At 67.1% G+C, this 24,735-nt stretch carries 15 protein-coding genes; 8 read left to right on the top strand and 7 right to left on the bottom strand.

Annotated elements, in window-relative coordinates; all coding sequences use genetic code 11:
* Positions 1–77 precede the first annotated feature (77 nt).
* The gene (locus ULB03_RS25045; protein WP_322485800.1) at positions 78–1,406 is read right to left on the bottom strand and encodes a porin; all 1,329 of its coding nucleotides are present in this window, start codon (positions 1,404–1,406) and stop codon (positions 78–80) included.
* A gap of 654 nt (positions 1,407–2,060) precedes the next feature.
* Here ULB03_RS25045 and ULB03_RS25040 point away from each other — a divergent pair.
* Positions 2,061–3,467, top strand: coding sequence for an ammonium transporter (locus tag ULB03_RS25040; protein WP_322485799.1), 1,407 nt, complete (start codon positions 2,061–2,063; stop codon positions 3,465–3,467).
* A gap of 168 nt (positions 3,468–3,635) precedes the next feature.
* Positions 3,636–3,974 (top strand): P-II family nitrogen regulator, encoded by a 339-nt coding sequence (locus tag ULB03_RS25035; RefSeq protein WP_145731416.1) that lies wholly within the window; start codon positions 3,636–3,638, stop codon positions 3,972–3,974.
* A gap of 208 nt (positions 3,975–4,182) precedes the next feature.
* On the opposite strand, the gene ULB03_RS25030 is transcribed toward ULB03_RS25035, so the two are convergent.
* Both ULB03_RS25030 and ULB03_RS25025 read right to left on the bottom strand, forming a co-directional pair.
* Positions 4,183–6,498: a S8 family serine peptidase gene (locus tag ULB03_RS25030; RefSeq protein ID WP_322485798.1), complete on the bottom strand. Its 2,316-nt coding sequence runs from the start codon at positions 6,496–6,498 to the stop codon at positions 4,183–4,185.
* A gap of 134 nt (positions 6,499–6,632) precedes the next feature.
* Positions 6,633–7,520 (bottom strand): MipA/OmpV family protein, encoded by an 888-nt coding sequence (locus ULB03_RS25025; RefSeq protein ID WP_322485797.1) that lies wholly within the window; start codon positions 7,518–7,520, stop codon positions 6,633–6,635.
* A gap of 266 nt (positions 7,521–7,786) precedes the next feature.
* Between ULB03_RS25025 and ULB03_RS25020 the strand changes: the two genes are divergently transcribed.
* Positions 7,787–9,376, top strand: a complete 1,590-nt coding sequence (locus tag ULB03_RS25020) for a S10 family peptidase (RefSeq protein ID WP_322485796.1) — start codon at positions 7,787–7,789, stop codon at positions 9,374–9,376.
* A gap of 64 nt (positions 9,377–9,440) precedes the next feature.
* On the opposite strand, the gene ULB03_RS25015 is transcribed toward ULB03_RS25020, so the two are convergent.
* The 3 genes from ULB03_RS25015 to ULB03_RS25005 all read right to left on the bottom strand — a co-directional run bounded on the left by ULB03_RS25015 (position 9,441) and on the right by ULB03_RS25005 (position 14,634).
* Positions 9,441–9,965: a hypothetical protein gene (locus ULB03_RS25015; RefSeq protein ID WP_322485795.1), complete on the bottom strand. Its 525-nt coding sequence runs from the start codon at positions 9,963–9,965 to the stop codon at positions 9,441–9,443.
* Positions 9,966–10,090: 125 nt separating this feature from the next.
* Positions 10,091–13,117, bottom strand: a complete 3,027-nt coding sequence (locus ULB03_RS25010; RefSeq protein ID WP_322485794.1) for a TonB-dependent receptor domain-containing protein — start codon at positions 13,115–13,117, stop codon at positions 10,091–10,093.
* A 587-nt stretch (positions 13,118–13,704) separates the two neighbouring features.
* Complete coding sequence (locus ULB03_RS25005) at positions 13,705–14,634, bottom strand: LysR family transcriptional regulator (protein WP_322485793.1); 930 nt, start codon at positions 14,632–14,634, stop codon at positions 13,705–13,707.
* Between the two features lie 167 nt (positions 14,635–14,801).
* Here ULB03_RS25005 and ULB03_RS25000 point away from each other — a divergent pair, with 167 nt between their 5' ends.
* The 5 genes from ULB03_RS25000 to ULB03_RS24980 all read left to right on the top strand — a co-directional run bounded on the left by ULB03_RS25000 (position 14,802) and on the right by ULB03_RS24980 (position 23,835).
* Entirely contained in the window at positions 14,802–15,038 is a 237-nt protein-coding gene (locus ULB03_RS25000; RefSeq protein WP_322485792.1) for a hypothetical protein, read from the top strand.
* 100 nt (positions 15,039–15,138) lie between these two features.
* A complete protein-coding gene (locus ULB03_RS24995; RefSeq protein ID WP_322485791.1) occupies positions 15,139–16,341 on the top strand; it encodes a serine hydrolase domain-containing protein in 1,203 nt (400 codons plus the stop codon).
* Positions 16,342–16,591: 250 nt separating this feature from the next.
* Complete coding sequence (locus ULB03_RS24990; protein WP_322485790.1) at positions 16,592–18,991, top strand: ABC transporter permease; 2,400 nt, start codon at positions 16,592–16,594, stop codon at positions 18,989–18,991.
* Positions 18,992–19,001: 10 nt separating this feature from the next.
* Positions 19,002–21,407 (top strand): ABC transporter permease, encoded by a 2,406-nt coding sequence (locus ULB03_RS24985; protein ID WP_322485789.1) that lies wholly within the window; start codon positions 19,002–19,004, stop codon positions 21,405–21,407.
* A 13-nt stretch (positions 21,408–21,420) separates the two neighbouring features.
* On the top strand, positions 21,421–23,835 hold the full coding sequence (locus tag ULB03_RS24980; protein ID WP_322485788.1) for an ABC transporter permease: 2,415 nt from the start codon (positions 21,421–21,423) through the stop codon (positions 23,833–23,835).
* Between the two features lie 10 nt (positions 23,836–23,845).
* On the opposite strand, the gene ULB03_RS24975 is transcribed toward ULB03_RS24980, so the two are convergent.
* Positions 23,846–24,721, bottom strand: coding sequence for an alpha/beta fold hydrolase (locus tag ULB03_RS24975; RefSeq protein WP_322485787.1), 876 nt, complete (start codon positions 24,719–24,721; stop codon positions 23,846–23,848).
* Positions 24,722–24,735: the final 14 nt, after the last annotated feature.

The raw sequence follows: 24,735 nt of genomic DNA, 5'->3' as shown, positions 1-24,735 counted from the left end.
CGCCGCATCCTGTTCATCCCTGAATTATAAGGGCGGGCAGGTCCAAAGGAACCGCCCGCCCCGAATATGGTAACGGATCAGCCGCCAAAAGGCAGGATCAAATCGACACCGAACGTGAACTGGTCGTCCTTGGTCAGGTTGTCGTAGGCGTTGTGGTTGGCCTTGTCGTAGCGCACCTCCGGCCGCAGGGTCAGGCCGTCCAGCACACCCAGGTCCGCCGGCTTCCAGGTCAGGCCCACGGTCAGCTCGCCATAGCTGGTGCCCACGCCGGTGCCGATGGCGCCCTTCTCCAGCGGCTCGCCCTTTTCCAGGTAGACGAAGTCGCGGTTGCCGGGGAAGGCGGCCACGAAGAAGCCATGGCCGTCCCGCCAGTATTCCAGGCGCAGGTTGGCCGTCAGCTCCGGCGTCAGGGTGTAGCTGACATATTGGGCGATGCCGCCGCCGTCGACGTTGAACAGATCGTCCTTGATGTAGTTCAGCTCGGTGATCAGCGTCAGTTCATCCGTCGCCTTGAAGGTGGCGGTGATATCGCTGATCCAGCGGTTCTCATTATTGGCGTCGGCATAGCCCAGCGGCGCCTTCAGGCTGGGATTTTCCGGGCCCACATGGGTCAGGGCCAGGACGGTCAGCTTGCCGTCCAGCAGGTTGTTGAGGCCGATGCCGAAGATGCCGGCGGCGGCGCTGTTGTTGTCGCCATCGCTCAGGGTCGTGTTCACGCCGCTGTCGATACCGCCATACAGGTCGATGTCCGGCGTCAGGTGCAGGGTGGCCAGGGCACCCGTGTGCTTCAGCGGCAGGCCGAAGTTGAAGATGTAGCTGTGGCTGTAGAACAGGTTCGACGGGGCGGCGATGACTTCCGCGCCCAGGGGGGTGGAGAACGCGCCGACCTTCAGGTCCAGGCCGCCGGCACCGGGGCTGGGGAAATGCAGCAGCACGTTGGCTTCCACCAGGTCGAGCTGGGTGCGTTCCTTGATGCCCGTGTCGAGGATGCCCAGGAAATGGGTGTAGCGCGCGTCGGTGCCGTAGAAGGCCTGGACCTTGAAGCCCCAGTCAAAACCCTCGGCCTTCGGGTCCAAATCCTTGGAAATGGTGCCGGACAACTGGTTCAGGACCAGTTGGTTGGTCTTGTCGGTGAACAGGTGGCCATAGTTGGTGCCGCCCGTGGGGCCGTTGCCGGCGAAGGTGGCGCCGGCTTCGGCGTAAGCCGACCATTTGATGCCCGGCGGCTCGGTGGGGGCCGCCTCGTCCGCCAGGGCCGGCGTGGCGATGGCGGACAGGCCCACCATCAGGCCGACCGCGGCGGCGGCGGTGGCCGACAGCAGGAAAGCCTTGGTGGTGCGTCCGCGCGGGGCCGGCGCGCGGTTGGCAATCGGACAGCCGACTTCAATCTCCCGAACTGAGGCCATTGGTTATTCTCCGTGAGGCTTGTTGTTATGTAGCGATGACTGCGTTTTGCGACGCAGCAAGATCGATGCCAGTTCCAGGCTGGTGCCCATAAAGCGGGCACCGACTCTGCCCGCTTGCACCGGGACGTTTGGCCGCAGGGTGGACAGTGCGGCCACAAAAGGTTGATTTGCTGCGGCCTGGGCGGGAAGAAGGCATTTTTACCCCGTGGGGTTGTAAGATGCCGCCGGCGGCGTGAAACTGGTTTCCATAAGTTGTGGTTTGGCGATCAATTTTGAAAAATATGCCCATCTTTTGGGCTGTCAGCGAAATCATTCGTTCGTCATTTACCGCGCCTGCTCAACCTTCACGGCCAGTCGCTTGAAACAGCTTCAAAAATAAGCTGAAACCGCAGGGTGTGGCTGGAAGGGTTATGCCTAAAAAGTGGGCATTAGCCGCTCTGGTCGCCTCGTTGACCCCGAATCGGTGCGGTTTTTTTAACCTTTTGGCAACAAATCCGCCGGGCGGGCGACCAGTGTTCCCGCGGTTCGCATGCCTATTGGGCTCGCGGCACGGACTTTGAAAGGGGGAACAGGTTGGCTGATGGCCGGACCGGTTCCTGGGGGCAGACCCGGGGGTGCCGGAACCGGCTTAAACGAACGGGAATGGGGAGCCAGATGAACCGTTTGCTTGGGAACCGTTTACTTGGATTGGCGGTGATGGTGCTGGCCGGCATGGCGCCGGCGCTGGCCTTCGCTCAGGACGCCGCGGCGCCGGCCGCGGCGGCGGCCGCACCTGCCGCACCCACCATCAGCGGTGGTGACACGGCATGGATGCTGACGTCCACGGCCTTGGTGCTGATGATGACCATCCCCGGCCTGGCGCTGTTCTACGGCGGCATGGTGCGGAAGTTCAACGTGCTGGCCATGGTGATGCAGAGCTTCGCCATCACCTGCCTCGTCACCGTGCTGTGGGCGCTGGTTGAATACAGCTTGGCCTTCTCCGCGGCCAGCGACGCCGCCGACGCCAAGGAATTCATCGGCGGCTTCAGCCGCGTGCTGCTGGCGGGCATGGACCCGACCGGCACCCACGCCCTGGCCCCGACGATCCCGGAGCCGGTGTTCATGATGTACCAGATGACCTTCGCGATCATCACGCCGGCGCTGATCACCGGCGCTTTCGCTGATCGCATGAAGTTCTCGGCCATGCTGGTGTTCATCACCCTGTGGTCGCTGGTCGTCTACGCCCCCATCGCCCATACTGTCTGGCACCCGAATGGCTACTTGGCCAAGCTGGGTGTGCTGGACTTCGCTGGCGGCACGGTGGTGCACATCAACGCCGGCATCGCCGGCCTGGTGGCCTGCCTGGTCATCGGCAAGCGCAAGGGCTACCCCAACGCCGACTTCAGCCCGCATAACCTGGTGCTGAGCCTCATCGGCGCCTCGCTGCTGTGGGTGGGCTGGTTCGGCTTCAACGCCGGCTCCGCCCTGACCGCCGGTCCCCGCGCCGGCATGGCCATGACGGTCACGCAGGTGGCCACCGCCGCCGCCGCCCTGTCGTGGGTGTTCGTGGAATGGGCCGTGAAGGGCAAGCCCTCGGTCCTGGGCATCATCTCCGGCGCCGTGGCCGGCCTGGTGGCCATCACCCCGGCCGCCGGTTTCGTCGACACGGTGGGCGCCTTCGCCATCGGCATCGCCGTCGGCATCATCTGCTTCTTCTCCGCCACCTCGCTGAAGAAGGCCCTGGGTTATGACGACAGCCTGGACGCCTTCGGCGTGCACGGCATCGGTGGCATCGTCGGTGCCATCCTGACCGGCGTGTTCGCCAAGATGTCCATCGGCAACAGCGAGGGCGCCTTCGCCGCCGCCCTGAAGGACGCGCCGGACACCAAGCTGGGCCTGATCGAGGGCAATGCCGCCCAGGTCATCACCCAGCTGGAAGGCGTCGCCTTCACCATCGTGTGGTGCGGCGTCATCACCTTCGTGCTGCTGAAGATCATCGACCTGGTGATCGGCCTGCGCGTCGATGAGGAAGTCGAGCGCGACGGCCTGGACATCGCCCTGCACGGCGAGTCCATCCACTGAGCGTCGGCCACTAAGCGTTGGGCGCGTGCCCCCGGGATGCCGTAAGCTATCCCCAAGGGACTGAAGTCTAAGCGGATCCGTGGGGTCCACGGCCGGCCGGCAAGGGGAAACCCGAACCGGCCGGCCCGCCCCGCGGCGATCACGAATATCCAATCAGGGAGTGGTCTGATGAAGTTCATTATCGCGGTGATCAAACCCTTCAAGCTGGATGAGGTGCGCGATGCCCTGACCGGCCTGGGGGTCCAGGGCCTGACCGTCACCGAGGTCAAGGGCTATGGCCGGCAAAAGGGCCAGACCGAGATCTACCGGGGCGCCGAATACGCCGTCAGCTTCCTGCCCAAGATGAAGATCGAGGTGGCGGTGCCCGATGACCTGGCCGACAAGGTGGTGGAGGCCATTCAGGCCGCCGCCAACACCGGCAAGATCGGCGATGGCAAGATCTTCGTGCTGGAACTGGCGCAAGCCGTGCGCATCCGCACGGGCGAGACCGACGCCGACGCGCTGTGATGCCAGGGCGCGATGGGTTGCCCCCATCGCGCCTTGATATCCGTCTTGCGGGCTTGTGGCGCCGTCATCCGGGCCCCATGTCGCATCCTTCCCTGCGATCAGACCCCCGGGGAAGGGGCGTGTCCCGTGTTGTCCGGTGGGGACCCTCCGTTAGGGGGCGGAATGGGGAAGGGCGGCGGCCAGGGGAGCTTGCCGCCCTTTTTCTTGTTCAACTCGCCGCCAGCAAGACCAGGGCGAAGGGTTGCGGCCCTTGCGGCACGTTGGCGCCGATGACCTGAACGGTCCAGGTGCCGGTCGCCGCTGCCGGCACGCTGATGGCCTCGACATTGTTGGCGCTGTCCATGGTCTTGCCATCCGGCGTCTGGCCATCCGGGCCGGTGTTGCCGGTGCGGGCGGTCCCGTCGGGCCCGCGCACCACCAGGTTCAGGTTGTTCACCAGGTTGGCGCCGGGATAGTCGCTGTAGGCCAGCGCCACCCGCAGGGGCAGGCCATCCGTCGTGATGTCCACGCGGTACTCGTAAAGATCGCCCGTCCCAACGCTGTTACCGTCCAGGAAGGTGGCGCGCACCGGGGCGGCCGGGGCCAGGAGGGTGTCCAGGTGGACACGGCCGAAGCCCTGGTTTACATCCGGCAACGGGCCTTCCGTGCCGCTAAGCGGCACTGCGCCGGCGACCAGCGCCGCCTTCAGCAGGGCCGCCGAGGGTGAGGGCAGGCCGACGCGGGTCCGCAGGTACTCGCGGATCAGGGTGACCGCCCCCGCCACCAGGGGAGCCGCCGTGCTGGTGCCGCTTTCATACATATAGAAAGGGGTCGCCGGGTCGTAATAAGGCGTCTGGCCGTTGTAGCTGGTCAGCCGTTGGGACCGTGTCGACAGGATGAAGGTGCCGGGCGCCACCACGTCGGGTTTCACCCGTCCATCCTGGGTGGGGCCCCGGCTGCTGAACGGGGCCATCTGGTCCGGCCCGCCGGCCACCAGGGCATCGACGGGGGCCGCCTTGGCGCCCCACTTCTTGCCATTGGTGATGGCGATGTCCTGGCGGCTGTTGGCACAGGCGCCCACGGTGATGCAGTTCTTGGCGGTGCCGGGTGGGGTAACGCTGCCGGGATCGATCTTGCCGTCCCCGTCGTTGTCGGCCCCGTCGTTGCCGGCGGAAAAGACGATGCAGAAATCGGGGTTGTTCCAGACGAAGGTGTCGATATCGGTGCAGTAGGAGTTGTAGGCCTGCTTCGTGCCGCCGCCCCAGGAATTGGAATGGACGCGCGCACCCTGCTCATAGGCCCAGCCGTACAGCACCTTCAGGTCGCTGGGCAGGCCGGCCAAGCCATAGGCGGGGCTGGTGGGGGTCTTCTGGTCGGGCTTCCAGTCCAGGAACTGCTCCACCGCCTGCATGATCACCTGCGCCCGGTGGGCCAGGCCACGCACGGGCCCCGCCCGGTTGGGTAGGTCGGCGCTGGCGGTCCCGTCCCCCAGCAGCGCCCCGGCGGTGTGTGTGCCGTGCCCCCGGTTGACGTCGGCGGGGCCGTCGTCGGCGCCGGGATTGTTGATGCGCGCGGCATAGCTGGGGCTGATGGGATAGCTTTTCAGCGCCAGGACGCGGCCCGCGAAATCGGGGTGGATGGTGGATGGATCGCCCGTGTCCAGCCCGGTGTCGCACAGCGCCACCACCTCTCCCGCGCCCGACAGATCCAGGCCTGGCACCCCGTCCAGCGCGGCGGCGGGGGCGATGATGCGGGTGGCCTGGTCCGTGGACAGCAGGGGCAGCACCTGGCGACCGATGCGCTTCACCCCATGCACCTGCGCCAGCGCCAGCAGTTTGTCGCGCAGCTCGCCCTCATCGGGTGCTGTCGTCCGCACCACCACCAGCGCGCTGCCTGGCGCCTCCTCCACCACGGTGAAGCCGGCGGCGGTGATGTCCGCCGCTCCCTGGCTTGCCTGGGCGGCCAGGAAGAATTCCACGGTGTAGGCGTCCGCCAGGGCATGTCCATGGTGGGTGCCCGGCGCCGGGGGGGCCGCCAATTCATCGATCTCATGGACCAGGCGGGCCGAATAGGGCAGGTGGCCGACCCAGCGGACAATGTTCAACTGGCTCAGCACGCCCGCCTCGTCGGCGGTGGCGCGGACGATGATGGCGAAATGCTGATAGGGCTCCACCACATCCGCGCCGGTCGCCGCCACGGCGGCCAGCCACGAGTCCTGGATGGGGCCGACGAACTGGACGATGTAGTGATGGACACCCGGCGGCAGCGCCGCCTGGTCCTCATAGGCCGGGTGGGCCTCATGGCTGCCGTCGGCGGCCACGCGGGGGATGTCGGTGTCTATGGGGGCGGCGCCGGTGTTGGCCATGGTCAGTGTGTATAGGGCGCTGATGTCCTCCGTCAGGCCGGTGGCCAGCACCGCGGTGGCGGCGGTATCATCGTCCACCTCCACGATGCGGAAGGCCGGATAGTCCTGTAGCAGACGGACACCAGGCAGGGCCGTCAAGGCCGGGGCCGACGCATCGAAAACCTTGATCACGCGGCGCATGGTGCGGCTCCCTCAAAGGCCCCGGCGGGGCCTAGCGTGCGCCAGCCTCCGCCAGGGCTGTATTTCCTGTGGTCGCACCATCTTATGGTCGCTGGGGTCGTGCTGCCAACCGCGTTGGCGTGAACATTGTGCGGTCAGAAGCGATAGGCCACGCTCAGGTTCAAGGTCAGTTGCGAATGGGCGCGGGTGATGGGGCTGTCGGCGGCGTCCCCCAACAGGCGTTGATAGGCGCCGTCCGCCGTCATGAACCAATGCTCCGTCCAGAACCAGACGGCGCTGGACCCGAAGCCGGCGCTGCTGAACCCGCTGCTGGGGGTGAATTGCCGGTATCCGCTGCGGATGGATTGGTTGGGATTGATGCCGAAATAGCGCCGCATGTAGGAGGAGTCGGCATAGGTCGCGGTCGGGCCGACGAAGACGAAAAAGCGGTCCGATCCGGCGACGGGCAGATAAGCGCTTATGTCCCCCACCCAGCCGTTGTTGCCGCCGAAGCCACGCCGCACGGCGGTGCGCAGCACCACGGGGAAAATGGTGTACTCCGCGAACACCTTGGCCTCCGGCGCGGGGGAGATGTCGCCCAGGCCGCGTAGCTGGGAACTGTCGTCCTGGTCGCGGCCGACATCGAAGCCCAGGGCGACGCCGGCGCGGAAATTCTCCCCGCGCAGCAGGTTGACGCCGACCCCTTCCCCCATGGAGAAGAAGGCGATGTCCTTGTAGCGCACATCCAGGTTGATGCCGGGCTGCACATGGTACTCCGAAGAACCGACATAGCGCGGCTGCAATGACGTGGCGGCGCCGACGCTGACATCCCAGGTCGGCAGCGGGTTCTCGAACTTGGACCGCAGCAGGACGCCGGCGGAATATTGCCATTCACTCAGGGGGGACGGTGTTTGCGCCTGGGCCTTGTCCGCTAGCAGGCAGAGCAGGCAAAGCGCCAGGCTGAGGAGCAGACCAGTCAGCGCGGGGCGGCGCAGGGGCCGCCCCAGGGGCCGCCGCAGGGTTGGGGCGCCGGGATTATCCATGATTTGTTTTTGCCTCCAGGGGGAGAGGGGTGTTTTGGACCGGGGGAAAGCGCCGAAAGCGCCACCGTCGGAAACACCTGATCCGCCCAAAGGTTCCCTTGCGGGGAGAACCGCCGCGGGTGATGCACGCGGAACGATGGGCCCGGGCCGGCGCGCGCCGGGCGATTGCGCACGTCCTCCAAGCGTCCGCTTAAAACTTTTATCGGAGCCCCTTTTTGCCGCCGCTTTTGCTACCCTGGCCGCCATAATGAAGAATGGGGGTTCCAGTGAAGAACAGGCGTTGGGGACTGCTGGTGGCGGCCGTGTTGGCCGTGACGGTGCCGGCGGTCATGGCTCCGGCCATCATGGGTGTCGCGCAGGAGAGGAAGGACGATAAGCAGGACCGCAAGGACGGTCCCCCGAAGGCGGGCCCCGATGCCGCCAAGCCTGATGCACCCAGGCGCGTGACGGTCGACCGCTCGGGCACCTTCAACGGCAAGCGCATCGACTACACCGTTTCCGCTGGTGAGACCTATCTGCGCGATGACAAGGGCGAACCCGTCGCCAGCATCTTCGCCGTCGCCTACACCAAGAAGGGGGCCAACCCGGCCACCCGTCCGGTGACCTTCCTCTATAACGGCGGTCCCGGCTCCGCCAGCCTGTGGCTGCACATGGGTGTGTTCGGGCCCAAGCGCGTGCAAATCCCGGCGGATGCCGAGAACCCGGGTCCGCCGCCTTTCCCCTTGGTGGACAACGCCTATTCCATCCTGGATGTGACGGACCTGGTGTTCATCGATCCGGTCGCGACCGGTTACAGCCATGCCATCGGCAAGGGGGAGGATAAGGACTTCCTGGGCGTGCGGGAGGACGCGAAATCCATCGCCCAGTTCGTGCGCGTCTGGCTGGGCGACAACAAGCGCTGGAACAGCCCCAAGTTCCTGGGCGGCGAAAGCTATGGCGGCATCCGCACCGGCGCCATGCTGCCGGAACTGAGCGGCACCACCTCCACCGTGTCCCTGAACGGCATCATCCTGATTTCGCCGGCCATGGACTACACCTCGCTGACCTTCGCGCGGGGCAATCTGGTGCCGTACTGGTCCTTCCTGCCCAGCTATGCCGCCACGGCCTGGTATCACAAGAAGGTGGCCGACACCTCCATGGGCTTCGACAAGTTCCTGGCCGACGCCCGCCAGTTCGCGGCGACGGATTATGCCTCCGCCCTCATCCTGGGCAACCGGCTGTCGCCGGACCAGCACAAGGCGGTGGTGGCCAAGCTGGCCCACTTCACAGGATTGTCCCCGGCCTTCATCGAGCAATCGCACCTGAAGATCCAGGACCATCGCTTCATGAAGGAACTGCTGCGCGACCAGGGCAAGAGCATCGGCCGCATCGACGGCCGCTATCTGGGCGACGACTACGACGCCTCCGGCGACCGGCCGGACAACGATCCCTCCCTGAACGGCATGAGTGGGGCGTTCAGCGCCGTGGTGAACACCTACTTCCGCAATGACTTGGGCCTGGACATGGGCGGGCGGGAGTACAAGGTGCTGGGCTCCCTCTACCGCCGCTGGAACTACGCCCAGGTGGATGGCGGCGGTGGCGAACCCTATCGCGGCACCGACGTCGGCCCCTTCGTCGGCGACGCCATGCGCCAGAACAAGGGCATGCGGGCCTTCGTCGCCATGGGCTATTACGACCTGGCGACACCGTTCTTCCACACGGAGAACAGCTTCAACGACGCGGGCGTGCCCACCAACCGGGTGTCGTTCAACTACTACCCCGGCGGCCACATGATGTACGTGCAGCCCCAGGCCATCGAGAAGATGACCCAGGATATCCGCAAGTTCATCGTCGCCGGCAGCCCGGCGCAGAACTGAGACGTGAATCGGAAAAGGCGGCGGGGGAGCGCTTCCCCGCCCCTCTTTCAAGCCGTCGCCATTATCAGCGCTCGCGCACCACGCTGAGGCTGTAGGACATGTCGCCCACCTGCAGCTCATAGCCCATGCCCAGCATGGAATGGGACACGGTGGCGACCTCATCGCCCTTCAGGTGAAGGCGGGCGCTTTCCTGGGAGCGCCAGACCTGGCCGTTCTCCAGGATGAAGATGGGCCGGCCGGCGGGGTCGGGACGCACCGACACGATGCGTGACTTTATGTTGTCCAGTTCCGCCGCCACGGGGGGCGGGGGTGGTTCATGCTTGCCGAACGTGGCCTCGGTCTGGTCGGCCTTGCTGGCGGCCGATCCGCCGAAGGTGGCTTCCACCGCCTTCTTCATGTCGGCTTCCAGTCCATCGCTGCTTTTGTCGAAGCAGGCCAGGCGCTGGTCCCGGTCGGCGATCTTCTTGCAGGCCACCACCTCGCCGGCGGCGCTGGTCGGGGCCGCCTGGGCCGGCGCGGCTGCCTGGGCAGGTCCGGCCAAGCTCAGCAGGGCCACCACCACGGGGGCGGCAATGTGGGCGTGCCTCATCCATCTTCTCCCATGCCCCGCCACCAAGGGGGGCTGAATGCGAAAAGGGCCGGACCGGTTTCCCGGTCGCGGCCCCGACGCTTTTGAGAATGGGGGCCTGGCGTCGCGCCCGGCCCCCGCCCTCATCAGAACTTCACCGTCGTGCCGACGAAGAAGGTGCGACCGACGATGTCGTACGAACCGCCGCCACCCGTGGTGACCGGGAACGTGGCGTACGAACCGCCCTGGTACGAGCCCTGGTACAGGTAGGGCACGGCCGGGGGCATCTTGTCCGCCAGGTTGTTGATACCGCCGAACACCGTGATGTTCTTCCAGCGGTAGCGGGCGGAGATGTCGTGGTACCAGTAGGTCGGGATCTTGTTGAAGTCCGCGATTTCGGCCGTGGAGTTCGGGAAGGTCTCGGACTCGCCGATGAAGCGGCTGGACCAGGTGACCGACAGGTTGTTCCAATCCCAGGTGCCGGTGAAACGGCCCTTCAGGTGCGGATAACCGATCGTGCCGGCGCGGTACAGCTTGTTCTCGGCGTGGGCCGGGTCCTGGATGATGATGCTTTCCGGCATCCAGGTGCCGGTGAAGCCCAGGTTCAGGCCGCCCATGTTCTGCAGGCCCACCTTGTCCAGCTCGAACGCGTAGTCGACCTGGAAGTCCAGACCGCGCACCACTTCCTTACCGATGTTGACGGTGTTGCCATAGATGGTGGCGATGGAACCGTCCGCACGGCGGGTGATCAGGTTGCACTGGGCGGTGGCGCCCAGGTCGTAGCAGTTGGTCAGGATGGAGTTGGAGGTCAGCGCCGCCTGGCCCTGGGTGATCTTCACCAGCCAGTAGTCGGCGGTGATGTTCAGGCCCGGCACGAAGGTCGGGGTGAACACGGCGCCGGCCGTCAGGGTGCGGCCGATTTCCGGCTTCAGGTTGATGTTGCCGCCCGTACGGGTGGACGGGTTGCTGAAGTCGTTGGAGTTGTAGCCCGCCGGCACGACCTTGGCGCAGTTGGCGGCGCGGGTGGCGTTGGCGTTGATGTTCTGGATCGTGCAGGGATCGCTGACGCCCAGGAAGTTGTCGCCGGCCGGGGTGAACAGGTCGTCGATGTTGGGCGCGCGCACCGCGCGGGCGATGCCGCCGCGCAGCTTCACGTCGTCATTGACGGCCCAACCGGCCTGGATGTTCCAGGTGCTGGCGGGACCGGCCAGGCTGTAGTCGGAATAGCGGTAGGCCAGGTCCAGGTCCACGGCCTTGGCGAACGGAATGTCGCGCAGGACCGGGATGCTCAGCTCACCATACCATTCCTTGGTATCGTAGCTGCCGGCCACGGAACCGTTCTGGTTGCCGTAGATGGTGCCGGTGGGCTGGTTCTGCAGGAAGTCGGTCTTGTCCACCGACTCTTCCTTCCGGTACTCGAAGCCGGCGGCGAAGCTGACCGGGGCAACGGTGCCGCTGAACAGCGCCGGGAACTTGAACAGGTCGCCGTTCAGGTTGAAGGCGGCGTCGTGCTGCTGCAGCGTCGCCATTTCCTTGGTGTAGGTGTAGGCGTAGGCCTTCTGCGCGTCGCTCAGCGGGCCGACGACGAAGGGGTTGATGGGCAGGCAGCCGTTGGCCTGGGCGGTGGCATCGCGGCAGACGATCTTGCCGCCCACGTTCACGGCGTCCAGCTGCTGGTTGAACAGGCTGGTCACACGGTCCGTGTTCACGAACGTGGTGCGGTTGCGGCCGTAGTCGTAATAGGCCTCGTAGTGCCACCCGTTGGTCAGGTCGCCGTTCAGGCCGAACACGCCGCGCATCACCTCGTATTCATAGGAATACTCGCGCGGGCCGTACCAGTCGTCGTTCAGGCGGGTCATGGTGAAGCTGGAGATCTTGTCGGTCGCCAGCAGGCTCTTCAGGTCAGACGGCAGATAGGCGTTGTCGGCCTGGATGGTGATCGCGCCGGTGGCGGAAACGCCGTTCGACCCCGTGGAGGGCGTGCCCGTGCCATTGGCCATGGGCGTGGACCGGCTGGTGCCGCGGCTGTTGGAATACTTCAGGTCGCTGAAGAAGTTCAGCGTGTCGATGGGGCCCAGATCCTGGGCCAGGCGGTAGTTGACCAGGGTGTCGGCCACCTGGCGCAGGTTGGGCGTGCGCAGCGTCAGGTACTTGGACGAGTTGTAGCCGTCCCCGCCGATGGAGGAGGTGTCACCGGCGCTGGTCTTGTTGCCGGCCGGAATGCCGTTGATCAGCGTGCCGCGGTTGAACGGGATCAGGCCCGAGCCATCGGGCTTGAAGGTGTAGCTGTACTGCGGGTGCGCCGCATCCAGCCAGGTGCGGATGACGGGCGCGCCGCTGGCCGCCAGCACCGACGACAGGGTCGGGGAGATGGTGATGCGGTCGGGAATGCCGTCGTTGGCGCCCTTGCTGGCCGGGTTGGCCACCAGGGTATAGTTGTACAGCGCTTCCGGCCGGTCGCGGCCGTACAGGCCCAGGTCATGGTTGTAGTCGAAGGCGAAGGTGATGTTGCCCTTACCGCCGTCGAAATTGTGGCCGATGATGGCGCTGACGTCGGTGGACTGGAAACCATCACCCTGCGACCAGTTGTGCTGGATGGTGGCTTCGGCGCCTTCGTAATTCTTCTTCAGGATGACGTTGACCACACCGGCCACGGCGTCGGCGCCGTACACGGCCGAGGTGCCGCCGGTGACGATCTCCATGCGCTCGATCAGCGCCGGGGGGATGCTGTTCAGGTCGACCAGCGAGGTGCCGCCCGAGCCGTTGCGGCCGGACAGCGACCCGACGTGGCGCTTGCCGTCCACCAGGGTCAGGGTGCGGTATTCGCCGAGGCCGCGCAGGTTGGCGAAGTTCACGCCGGCGCCGTTGATGAAGCGGGCGTTGTTCGACGGACCCATGTCGTTCTGGGTCTGCGGCAACTGGCTCAGCACGTCGACGGTCGAGGTCAGGCCGGAAGCCTGGATGGCCTCGGCGTTGATGACCTGGACGGGGGTGGGCTGCGTCAGGTTGGGACGCGCGATGCGCGACCCGGTGACGACGATCTCCTCCAGGGAATCATCGGCGGCGGCCTGCTGCTGGGCCTGGGCGGTGGTTGCGGCCAGCGCGATCAGGGCGCCCGCTGCGATGCCATGGCGCCACACCTTGCGGTGGGCGGCGACGGAAATCTCCCTCATGCCTCTCCTCAATCTCTCTTCTATCTTGATCGTTGGCCGGTCCCGTCATCGGGGGCCCAGCCAGCCCCGCACCCATATCGGGGCAGGATTGCGACCAATTTCTTTTGCAGAAGCGCGATTGAGTAAACGGCCGATTTTGTAACGATCTGTATCAACCGGATAGTGTGCGAATTTTGTCACATTTTTGCTAACAGCAGAAATGCAAATGTGTCAAAATTTGAAATCTTATTGCCTAAGGCATATTCCGTGACGTGTTGTCGCATCTGACGGACCGATTAAGGTTAACGCCCGGCGACGCAGCGCGAGACTCATTTGTTGTCTGGATATTGCATAAACCAATCAACTTATTGCGGTGATTTGTCGAAGTTTGCCATGAAGTTATAATCCTAACAATCTGTTAGTAACGCATCTGTAACCTATCCTTTAGAGCCAACGTTTGGCGGGCTTGCTCTATGCCTTTCGGCTGGGGCTGTGGGATTGGATTGGCGATGGTCGCGTCTGCGTTCGACGCCGGACTGACGGCGGGCGGGATTCCCGATCTGCCGATGTTGTGAAACCAACAGTTGCCCTACCATCCGCTCGCCCGATCATGCCCCCGGCGTTGGATCGCGGTCATTGATGGACGCGGTAGGCGTCGCGCTCAGCAGGTGGTCGGCCAGCAGCTTGGCGAAGCGGGGCAGGCGGGCCCGGCTGCGGGCACAGACCTTCAGGTCCCGCACCGCCCAGGCATCGGTCAGCGCGATGCAGCGGATGTCGGCCGTGCGGGCGGCGCGGCGGGCCGTCGTTTCCGGCACGATGCCGATGCCGACGTTCCCCTCCACCAGGCGGCAGATGGCGTCGAAGCTGCGCAACTGCACACGCAGGCGCAGGCGGCGGCCGGCCCGGGCGGCGCGGTCGGACAGGAAGCGCTGCAGGGCCGCCGCCCGGTCCAGGCCCACCAGGTCGTGGTCCAGCACCTCGGCGAAGGTCACGCTGTCGCGCCCGCCCAGGGGATGCGTGGGCGATGCCACCAGCACGAAGCGGTCCTGGCGAAAGGGGAAGGTTTCCAGATCGCCCGTTTCCACGGTGCCGGCGACGATGCCGATGTCGCCGGTGCCATCGGCGATGGCGGCCACGATCTCATCGCTCAACCGCTCCTCCACATCCACGGTAACGAGGGGATGGGCGGTGAGGAAGCTGCCCAGCAACTCGGGCAGGAATTCGGTCAGCGCGTTGGTGTTGGACAGGACGCGGACATGGCCCGCCGCCCCGCCGGCGTAAACGCTCAAATCCTCCCGCAGCCGATCCGCTTGGCCCAGGATGGTGCGGGCATGCGCCAGCAGGGCGCGGCCGGCGGCCGTCGGGGTCACGCCGTGGCGGCCACGGTCCAGCAGGGTGGTGCCCAGCGACACCTCCATATTGCGGATGCGCGTGCTGGCCGCGGCCAACGCCAAATGGGCCCGTTCGGCGCCCCAGGTGATGCTGCCCGCCTCCACCACGTCGCGGAACAGGGCCAGGTCGGTCAGGTCGAATTGCATGATGGTTCGCTCCCGGAACTTCCTTCGCCATCGGCGAAGGCAGACTGCGCGCAATACGCATTGTTGCCAAGGGTTCGGCGCCCGATACTTCGCTGGTGACGGAGCGAACCCGCCGGGCGGGCGCTCCTCCTCCCTGGAAATCCATTCACCGAACAAGGACTGTCGTCATGACCGGCCGCCTTCACGGCGGCGTCGGCGCCGTGCTCTCCCGCGCGCTGCTGGCGTTGCTGTTGCTTGCCCTCATCGTCCTGTTGATGCGCCGCCCGCCGCTGCCCTTGGCGGCCGACGCTCAAGGCCGTCCCTGCACCCTGGTCCGGGTGGTGCCCGACCCGGACCAGATGCCGCCGACGGTGGTGGCCAAGCCGGGGCCGCCCTCTTTCGGGCCGGATACCTATGGGGATTGACGCCCAGTACCCCTTGGTCATTGTACTGCGACCGTGGCGGTTGAAGGACGTGGCAGCCGGCCGCGCGGCCGGAGCCTGATCCGTGGGGGAGGGGTTGGAAATGAGCCTGCGGACAACATCGCCGCGGTCGGTCTTGCGATACCGCCGTATATCGTCTGTCGCCGCGCTCGTCGTCTGTCTGACCACCGTGAACTGTGCGGTGAAGCCATCGCCCAGTGTCATGCCATCCTCGCACAGCCGGATCTCATCGATCCCGGCATCCGCAGATACCGCGAGGCCGTCCCCGTCAGCGCGAAGCTGGCGGGAGGTCATCGACAAGGCGCGGGACGACGGGTTCAATGGCGTCGCGCTGATCGGTCACGGCGGAACCATCGACGGCATCGCCGCGATCGGCGTTGCCGATGTGGCCAACGGCGTCCCTGTGACCGACCGCACGCGGTTCGAGATCGGCTCGATGTCGAAATGGGTCGCGTCAGTGGTCGTGCTGCGACTGGTGGATCAGGGCAGGCTCGATCTTGATGCGCCGATTGGGCGGTACTTGCCCGACTATCGTGCCGATAATGGCGCGCGGCTGACGCTGCGGCGGCTCATGTGCCATTCCAGCGGTCTGCCCAACGATGTGCTGAAAGCGCGCCAGGCAGATCCCGCGAGCCGCGGCGTCGAATTGCCGATGGATGAGGCGGTGCGCCGCTACGCGAGCGGCGACCTGGCGTTCGTACCGGGCACGCAGTGGGACTATTCGCAATCCAACTGGATCCTCGTCCAGGCTATCGTCGAGCGTATCGGCGGCATGACCTACGCGTCGCTTGTCGACCGGCTGCTGGTGCGCCCTCTGGGGCTCAAGGACAGTGGCATCTATTCCGGCGATTCCGCAAAGACGGCCGGCATGGCGGTCGGCTATGCGGCGCTGACCCCCTCGCCACAGCCGAAACCAAATCCCATCCCCGGCTATATGGCTATGACGGGCGGCTTCTATACCAGCGCCCCCGATCTGCTGAACCTGATGAACGCGGTGCTGAGTGGCGACCTCCTCACCGCGCGAAGCCGTAGCGAACTGACGACGATTCAAATGCCAGACCAGCATTATGCTTTGGGTGGTCGCGTCCGGTCCGCCCAAGTCGGTGGCGCGATGCGCGAACTCGCATGGGAGGATGGCAGCAATGGCGGCTTTCGCATGGTCGCGCGCCGGGTGCTGGCGGATGGGCATACGGTCGTAACGCTCAACAACGCCAGTTGGGACTATCAGAAACTCGGCGATCTGGCCGACGCGTTGCTCGAGACGACGTATGTGAAAAGCAGATGATCCGGGCCGCGGACAACGGCGGCACGCTCCGAGCGGTCACGGCGGTGACCAAAGCGGCTTTGGCTTGTGATGCACACAGCAGGTGTCCGGCAACGGGGACGCTCCAGGTGTCCGCCTGCGGACACTGTTCGTGGGCGGACAGCGCCGGCCCGGTACGCTCTGTAATAAAAACAACAAGTTGAAGGCCGTTTCCCTCTTGGCGCACCTTTTGCTTTGGCGGTAGACCCAGATGCGCCAAGGGGAACGCCGAATGACCGTCCTGCCACCCTTCTTCCGCCGCCACGCGCTGGTCACCCTGCTGAACCTGTTCGGGCTGGCGGTGGGGATCGCCGGCTTCCTTATGGTCAGCCTGTATGTGGCCGGGGAATTGACGGTGGATCGGGGGTTCACCGGGGCCGATCGGCTGTACCGGGTGGCCAGCTCCCTGTCGCTGGGGGGCAACACGGTGGTGCTGGGGGCGTCCACGCCGCTGTTGGCGGAGCCGCTGGCGCAGGATTTCCCGGAGGTGGAGGCGGTCACCCGCGCCTCGGAGGAGGATGTCGACCTGCGGCAGGGGGACCGGACGCTGACCGTGCCCCTGCTCTGGGCGGACGCCAACCTGCTTCAGGTGCTGGACTATCCCTTGGCACGCGGCGACGCCGCCACGGCGCTGTCCCGTCCCGATGGGCTGGTGGTGACGCCGGATCTGGCCCGCACCCTGTTCGGTGACGCCGATCCCATGGGACGCACGGTGCCGGTGGCGGACGGCCAGCTCCTGACGGTGACCGGCGTGCTGAAGCCCCTGGCCGAAACCCATCTGAAATTCACCGGCATCGCGGCGGACAGCGGCCGGGGGGACAAGACCTGGGCCCATATGGTGGGGGAGCAATGGTCCCATGTGGGGGAAACCGCCGTGTATGCGCGCTTGCGTCCCGGCGCCTCGGCATCGGCGGTGGAGGCGCGGCTGGCGGATTTCGTGCGCCGGCGCGCCGTGCTGACGCAGTTGCCGGAGGATGTGCGGGCTGGCTTCCTGACCTTGCGCCTGGACCCGGTGCCGGCCATCCACCTGCACGTCAAGACCTTCAACCAGCGCAAGACGGGCGGCGACGTGGGCACCCTGGGCATCCTGTCGGCCGCCGCCCTGCTGATCCTGGGTGTCGCCATCGCCAACTACACCAACCTGGCGACGGCGCAGGCCATCAACCGCGCGCGCGAGGTTGGTATCCGCAAGCTGGCGGGGGCCAGGCGCTGGCAACTGGTGGCGCTGTTCACGGGGGAGTCGGTGGGGCTCGCCATGGCCGCCACGCTGGCCGCCCTGGCGATGGCGGAGGTGTCGCTGCCCGCCTTCCAGGCACTGGTGGACCGGTCCTTCGGCATCGCCCCCTTGCTCAACGGCGGCCTGTTGGCCGTGGTGCTGGGCACCCCCCTGGCGGTTGGCGTGCTGGGCGGTCTTTATCCCGCCCTGGTGCTGTCGGGCTATCGCCCGGCGGAGGTGCTGAAGGGGGGCGTGGCGCCGGCGGCCGGCCGGTTGCGCGCGGTGCTGGTGGTGGCGCAGTTCGCTATTTCCATCACCCTCATCATCGCCACGGCGACGGTGCTGCGCCAGGTGGACCACGCCCGCACCGCCAAGCTGGGTTTCCTGCCCGAGAACCTCTACACGGTCAGCGACCTGCCGTCCGACGCCCGGCGCGCGGCCACGATGAAGGCGGAGCTGGCCAAGCTGCCCGGCATCCTGGGGGCCACCTTCAGCGGCCTGGCCCCGGCGTCCATTGACCAGAGCATGTCCCCGATGACCGTGCCGGCCGACGCTCATGGGGCCACGCCGGGCCAGACCTACATCGCCGAATTTTCGGCCGACCCGGATTTCATCGCCACCTATGATCTGAACCTGAAGGCCGGTGTCGCCTTGCCACCCGGTTGGCGACCGCCGGCGGAGGGGGGACGGCGCTATGTCTGGCTGACGGAGGCGGCGGCCCGCCGCCTGGGCTACGGCCATCCCGCCGACGCGGTGGGCGACCGCTACACCGATGAGGAGAACAGGACGGTGGAGGTCGCGGGCATCCTGGGCGATGTCCGCTTCCGCACGGCGCGTGACGCGGATGAGGCCCTGATGTTCGGTATCGGCGCCACCGGCGGCACGCTCACCGTGCGCCTGGCGGCGGGCGATCCCCGGCCCGCCGTGGCGGCCATCAACGCCCTGGTGGATACCCTGTATCCCGAGGCGCGCCGCGCGCCGCGCGGCTTCGTTGATGAAAAGCTGGAGGCCCAGTACCGGACGGAGGAGCGGCAGGCCAAGGTCTTCGCCCTGTTCAGCGCGCTCGCCATCGTTCTGGCCAACCTGGGCCTGTTCGGCCTGACCGCGCTGGCGGCGGCGCGCCGCACGAAGGAGATCGGTTTGCGCCGGGTGGTGGGCGCCCGGGTGCTGGACATCGCCTGGCTGCTGGCCTGGCAGTTCGCGCGGCCGGTTCTGACCGCCAACGTCATCGCCTGGCCCCTGGCCTGGTGGGGACTGCACCGCTGGCTGGGGCAATTCGCCGTGCGGGTGGACCAGGGGCCGGGGACCTTCCTGGCCGCTGGCGCCGTGGCGTTGGCCGTGGCGCTGGCCACTATCGCCCTGCACGTCGTCCGCGTGACCCAAACGCCGCCCGCCGGCGCGCTGCGATATGAGTGAGGGGGCCACCATGAATCACCTTCTTCCGGCCTTCCTGCGCCGCCATGCGCTGATCACCCTGCTCAACATCGCCGGCCTGGCCGTAGGCATCGCCGCCGTCATTTTGATGCTGGTGTATGTGGTCGCTGAACTGCGGGTCGATCGCGGATTCACCGCCGCCGACCGTCTTTACCGCGTCGCCACCACGCTGACCGTGCCGGGGCAGGGAACCATGCTGGCGGCGGGGTCTCCGCCGCAAATGGCCGCCCCTTTGCTGGCCGAGTTCCCGGAGGTGGAGGCCGCGACGCGCGTCTTTCAGGACCAGGTGGTGCTGAAGGTGGGGGACCGGCCCTTCGACGTGCCGCTGCTGTGGGCCGATGCCAACTTGCTTCAGGTGCTGGATTATCCCCTGGCGCGGGGCGACGCCGCCACAGCGCTGTCCCGGCCCGACGGCCTAGTCCTGAGTCCGGAGCTCGCCCGCCGCTTGTTCGGCGATGCCGATCCCCTGGGGCGCGTCGTGCAGACGCGCGACGGCACCCCCTTGACGGTGACAGGGGTATTGGCGCGGCTGGCGGAGACCCACCTGGATTTCACCGCCATCGCCGCCGAAGCCGCGCGGGGGCCGAATGCCTGGGCGCGCCAGACGGTGGACGATTGGAGCCAGCCGACGATCAACACCTATGTCCGGCTGCGTCCCGGCGTCTCGGTGGATGCCGTACGGGCGCGCCTGCCGGATTTTCTCGACCGCCACAACACCTTGCCGCCGCAACTGCTCAAGCTGGCCCTGCGCCTGGACCCGGTGGGCGACATCCATCTGCATGTGTCGGCGTTGGGCGACCACAAGCCGGGCGGCGACATGGCCATGCTGCGCATCCTGGCCGGCGTGGCCGCCCTGATCCTGGGCGTGGCCGTCGCCAATTACACCAACCTGGCGACGGCCCAGGCCATCAACCGGGCGCGCGAGGTGGGTGTGCGCAAGCTGGTGGGCGCGCGCCGCCGCCAGTTGGTGGCCCTGTTCCTGGGAGAGGCCATGCTGCTGACGCTGGTGGCCACCCTGCTGGCCCTGGCCTTGGTCGAACTGGCGCTGCCCGTCTTTCAGGATCTGCTGGGCCGGACTTGGCCCACGGACGTGCTGCGGCAGGGGCCGTTGCCCTTCATGATCATGCTGACCCCCGTGATCGTCGGCGCCCTCGGGGGCTTCTATCCCGCCATGGTGCTGTCAGGCTATCGCCCGGGAGAGGTGCTGAAGGGCAGGGCCCAGGCGCCCCGCGCTGGCCGCGTGCGGGCCGTGTTGGTGGTGACCCAGTTCGCCGTGTCCATCGCCCTGATGATCGTCACCCTGACGGTGTATCGCCAGGTGGAGCATGCCCGCGCGGCGGATCTGGGATACCGCGCCGATGACCTCTACACCCTGGGCCGGTTGCCCTCGGGTGACGCGCGGGCGGCGACGCTGAAGGCGGAGGTGGCGCGCATTCCGGGTGTCCGCTCCGTCAGCCTGACCAGCCTGGTCCCGGCCAACCAATCGCGCGCCGCCCTTTCCATCCGGCCACCGGAAGGAACGGCCGGGGCGGGCCGGGACCAGAGGGTGTCGCTGGCCTGGTTCATGGTGGATGAGGATTTCATCGCCACCTATGGCGCCACCCTGGTGGCGGGATCGGGCACGCCGGCGGGGTGGAAACCGGGGGCGGCTCGCCCCGACGGGGCGACCGACTATGCCCTGGCGACGGTGGAGGCCACCCGGCGCATGGGCTATGCGCGGCCAGAGGACGCGGTGGGCCGCAGCTTTCGCTTCCTGGACACCGACCCGCCGACGCGCATCGTGGGGGTGTTGGCCGACATGCGCTTCCGCTCCGCCCGCGAACGGCCGGAAGCGCTGCTGTTCACCGTGGGTGGGGACGCGTCCTTCCTGAATGCCCGGTTGGCCTCTGGCGACCAAGCGGCCGCCGTGGCCGCCATTGATGCCGTGGTGCAGCGCCTCTATCCGGAAGTCGAGCATTGGCGGCGCGGCTTTGCCCAGGATCAGATCGCGGCGCTTTATGCGGGGGAGGACCGGCAGGCGAAGGTCTTCGCCCTGTTCAGCGCACTCGCCATCGTTCTGGCCAACCTGGGCCTGTTCGGCCTGACCGCGCTGGCAGCGGCCCGTCGCACCAAGGAGATCGGCATCCGCCGCGTGGCGGGGGCGCGGGCCCGCGACATCGCTTGGCTGATGACCTGGCAGTTCGCCCGGCCGGTGCTGCTGGCCAACCTGCTGGCCTGGCCCTTGGCCTGGTGGGGCCTGCACCGCTGGCTGGGGCAATTCGCCGTGCGGGTGGACCAGGGGCCGGGGACCTTCCTGGCCGCCGGTGCCGTCGCGCTGGCCATCGCTGCGGCCACCGTCGCCGTCCATGTTCTCCGCCTGACCTTGGCGCCCCCCGCCGGCGCGCTACGGTACGAATAAGGGGGGACGCCAGATGCCCGTGTTCGCCTTCTTCCACGTCCTGCGCCGCCAGGCCCTGACCACACTGCTGAACGGGGTGGGCCTGGCCTTGGGCATCGCCGCCTTTCTACTGGTCAGCCTTTATGTCGCAGAGGAAGTGGGCGTGGACCGGGGGTTCACCCATGTCGATCGGCTTTATCGCCTGGACGGCGCCTTCGACATCGGCGGCCAGGCTATCGTCATGGATTCCGGCCCCACGGATTTGGCGTTGACGGTCCGGCAGGAACTGCCGGAGGTCGAGGCCGTCACCCGGGAGGAACCCGACCGGGTGATGCTGGGGGAGGGCACCCGTTTTTTTGAACAGCACCTGTTGTGGGCCGATCCCAATTTCCTGCAAGTGTTGGATTATCCGCTGGAACGGGGCGATGCCGCGACGGCGCTGGCGCGGCCGGATGCGGTGGTGGTGACGCGGTCCTTGGCCCGCACCCTGTTTGGTGACGCTGATCCCATAGGGCGCACCATACAGGTAAGCCACGGGCCGGTACTGACCGTCACCGGCGTGCTGGCGCCCATCGCGCGCAGCCACCTGGTGTTCGCGGCCGTCGCCGCCGACGCGGCGCGGGGCGAGAAATCCTGGTCCAAGGCCGAGGCGCGGCCTTGGAGCGATCTGGAGGGCGTCGTCACCTATATTCGCCTGGCTCCGGGGGTATCCGCCGACACGGTCGCCGCTGGCCTGCCCGCCTACGTGAAGCGCCACACGGCGCCCAAAGCCAACGAAAGTGGCGGCAACGAAATTATCCTAAGACTGCGGCTGGACGCGGTGCGGGATATATATATGGGGGTCAAGGCGATCGGCAGTAACGGACCCGGTGGCGATATAGATACATTGCGGGTTCTGGGCGGTGTCGCGCTCCTGATCCTGGGAGTCGCCATCGCCAACTACACCAACATGGCCACGGTCCAGGCCATCAGCCGGGCTCGGGAGGTTGGCATCCGCAAGCTGGTGGGTGCCCGCCGCCGGCAACTGGTCCTGCTGTTCACGGGGGAGGCGGTGCTGTTGGCGGCCATCGCCACCCTGGCGGCGCTGGCCCTCATGGAATTGGCCTTGCCGGTGTTTCAGAACCTGGTGGGGCGGGAGCTGTCGCTGGCGCCCCTTACCCATGGAAAGCTGATGCCCCTGCTGCTGGGCACGCCGGTCGTCGTGGGCGTACTGGGCGGTTTTTATCCCGCGCTGGTGCTGTCAGGGTATCGCCCGGGAGAGATCCTGAAGGGCAGGGCGCAGGCGCCGGGCGCCGGATGGGTGCGGGCGGTGCTGGTGGTGGCGCAGTTCGCCGTCTCCATCGCCTTGATGGTGGCGACCCTGACTGTGCAGCGTCAGGTGGCGCATGTGCAGGCGGTCGGCCTGGGTTATCAGCCCGCTAACCTTTATCTGGTCAGCAACCTGCCGACCGACACGGCCCGCGCCGCCACCTTGAAGGCGGAGGTGGCGCGCCTGCCCGGGGTCGTGGCCGCCAGCCTGTCGACCCTGGTGCCGGCCGACCCTTCAGGCAGTATATCCGTCTTTGATTTGCCGGCGGACACCCGCAGCACCTTGCGCCGGGCTGAAGGCATCCACTCCTTCGCCGCGGATGAGGATTTTTTCGCCACCTATGGCGCCCATCTGGTGGCGGGCAAAGGCCTGCCCCAGGGCTGGAAGCCGGCCGAGGGCGACCAGAAGGCGCCGCGCTATGCCATCCTGACGGAGACGGCGGCGCGGCGCATGGGCTACAAAAAACCCGAGGATGCCGTGGGGGAACGCCTGCTGGTGAACGGTGAGACCCCCACCGAGGTCGCTGGCGTGGTGGCGGACATGCGCTTCAGCTCCGCCCGGGAGTCCGACCGTCCGCTGATGTTCCTGATCAAGCCCAGCGGCCGGCACCTGACGGTGCGCCTGGCCGCTGGCGATCAACGCGCCACGGTCAAGGCGTTGAACGCCGTGGTCGACCGGCTCTACCCCGATGTCGAATATCTGGGGCGCGCCTTCGTTGATGAGCGGATCGAAAGCCTCTACCAGTCGGAAGAGCGCCAAGCCTGGGTGTTCGCGGCCTTCGGCGGCTTGGCCATCGTGCTGGCCAATCTGGGCCTGTTCGGCCTGACCGCCTTGACCGCGGCGCGGCGCACCAAGGAAATCGGCATGCGCCGCGTCGTTGGCGCCGGTGTCGGCGACATCCTGCGCCTGCTGGCCTGGCAGTTCACCCGGCCCGTCCTGCTGGCCAACCTGGTGGCCTGGCCGGTGACATGGTGGGCCCTGCACCAATGGCTGATGCAGTTCACGGTGCGGGTGGACCAGGCGCCGCTGACCTTCATGGCGGCGGGTGCCCTGGCCTTGGCCGTGGCGCTGGCCACCGTGGCCGTCCACGTCATCCGCGTGGCCAGCGCTCCGCCCGTGGGGGCGCTGCGGTATGAGTGACCGCGCGACGTCAGCCCCTGACCAGGTCCAGCAGCAGGGCGCTGGCCTCCGCCGGTCGCTCCAGCATGATCTGGTGGCCGCAGCGCTCCAGCTCGACATAGGTGGCGTTGGGCAGGCGGCGGGCCAGGTCGCGGGCGCCGGCCGGGGGCGTCAGGCCGTCGTTGGCCCCCGCCACCACGGTGATGGGCAGGGTCAGGGATGACAGCGCCGCCGGGTCGGGATGGGCCGCCTGGCTCATCAGCGCCTTCATCATGAACAGGCTGTTGCCCTTCGTCGCCTGCTCCTCGAACGCGATCAGGGCGGCGTCGGTGTCCGGATGCCAGGCGAGCGAGCGGAACTTGGCGGAAATGATGGGGCGGATCCATTCCAGGATGAAGGGCGGCAGCCAGCCCAGCGGATTGGCCCCCAACTGGGCGACCGGGCTGGGCGGGCCCAGCAGCAGGGCCGCCGCCACGCGATCCAACCGCCCCTCCGCCGCCAGGCCCTGCAGCAGGCTCAAGCTCAGACGGCAGCCATAGGAATGACCCGCCAGGATGACGCGGCCCTGTCCTGGCGGTGGGCCATAGGTGTCCAGGATTTGGCGATAATCGGCCACCAGATGGTGGCCGTCGTACGCCGCCCAGTCGCGCGGCTGCGGGCTCTGTCCATGGCCGACGAAATCCCAGGCGACGATGCGCACGCCCTCCGCCACCAGGGCGGCCCATTGGTGGCGCCACTGGTTCTTGTTGCCGCCACTGCCATGGCAGAGGAATACGGTGGTGTCGGCCCGGGCCCCGCCCTCATGCACCAGCAGGCTCAGGGGCGGGCGGCCATCACGCACCGTCACCGTGTCGGGCGTGACCACCAGGCGGTTGGTGGCAAGCGGCAGGTCAGGGACGTCGGGCATGGTGCTTTCCTTTG

It is taken from the genome of Nitrospirillum goiasense (genome assembly GCF_034427435.1).
Lineage (GTDB): Bacteria > Pseudomonadota > Alphaproteobacteria > Azospirillales > Azospirillaceae > Nitrospirillum.
Note: the sequence above shows the minus strand (reverse complement) of the source record. Positions and strands in the feature narration are given on the sequence as shown.

Excerpts from the sequence above, each read along its gene's own strand:
- ULB03_RS25040 (WP_322485799.1), top strand. The coding sequence starts at position 2,061 with ATGAACCGTTTGCTTGGGAACCGTTTACTTGGATTGGCGGTGATGGTG.
- ULB03_RS25030 (WP_322485798.1), bottom strand. The coding sequence starts at position 6,498 with ATGCGCCGCGTGATCAAGGTTTTCGATGCGTCGGCCCCGGCCTTGACG.
- ULB03_RS24975 (WP_322485787.1), bottom strand. The coding sequence starts at position 24,721 with ATGCCCGACGTCCCTGACCTGCCGCTTGCCACCAACCGCCTGGTGGTC.
- ULB03_RS25045 (WP_322485800.1), bottom strand. The coding sequence starts at position 1,406 with ATGGCCTCAGTTCGGGAGATTGAAGTCGGCTGTCCGATTGCCAACCGC.
- ULB03_RS24990 (WP_322485790.1), top strand. The coding sequence starts at position 16,592 with ATGACCGTCCTGCCACCCTTCTTCCGCCGCCACGCGCTGGTCACCCTG.
- ULB03_RS24995 (WP_322485791.1), top strand. The coding sequence starts at position 15,139 with ATGAGCCTGCGGACAACATCGCCGCGGTCGGTCTTGCGATACCGCCGT.
- ULB03_RS25010 (WP_322485794.1), bottom strand. The coding sequence starts at position 13,117 with ATGAGGGAGATTTCCGTCGCCGCCCACCGCAAGGTGTGGCGCCATGGC.
- ULB03_RS25000 (WP_322485792.1), top strand. The coding sequence starts at position 14,802 with ATGACCGGCCGCCTTCACGGCGGCGTCGGCGCCGTGCTCTCCCGCGCG.
- ULB03_RS24980 (WP_322485788.1), top strand. The coding sequence starts at position 21,421 with ATGCCCGTGTTCGCCTTCTTCCACGTCCTGCGCCGCCAGGCCCTGACC.
- ULB03_RS25025 (WP_322485797.1), bottom strand. The coding sequence starts at position 7,520 with ATGGATAATCCCGGCGCCCCAACCCTGCGGCGGCCCCTGGGGCGGCCC.
- ULB03_RS24985 (WP_322485789.1), top strand. The coding sequence starts at position 19,002 with ATGAATCACCTTCTTCCGGCCTTCCTGCGCCGCCATGCGCTGATCACC.
- ULB03_RS25015 (WP_322485795.1), bottom strand. The coding sequence starts at position 9,965 with ATGAGGCACGCCCACATTGCCGCCCCCGTGGTGGTGGCCCTGCTGAGC.
- ULB03_RS25035 (WP_145731416.1), top strand. The coding sequence starts at position 3,636 with ATGAAGTTCATTATCGCGGTGATCAAACCCTTCAAGCTGGATGAGGTG.
- ULB03_RS25005 (WP_322485793.1), bottom strand. The coding sequence starts at position 14,634 with ATGCAATTCGACCTGACCGACCTGGCCCTGTTCCGCGACGTGGTGGAG.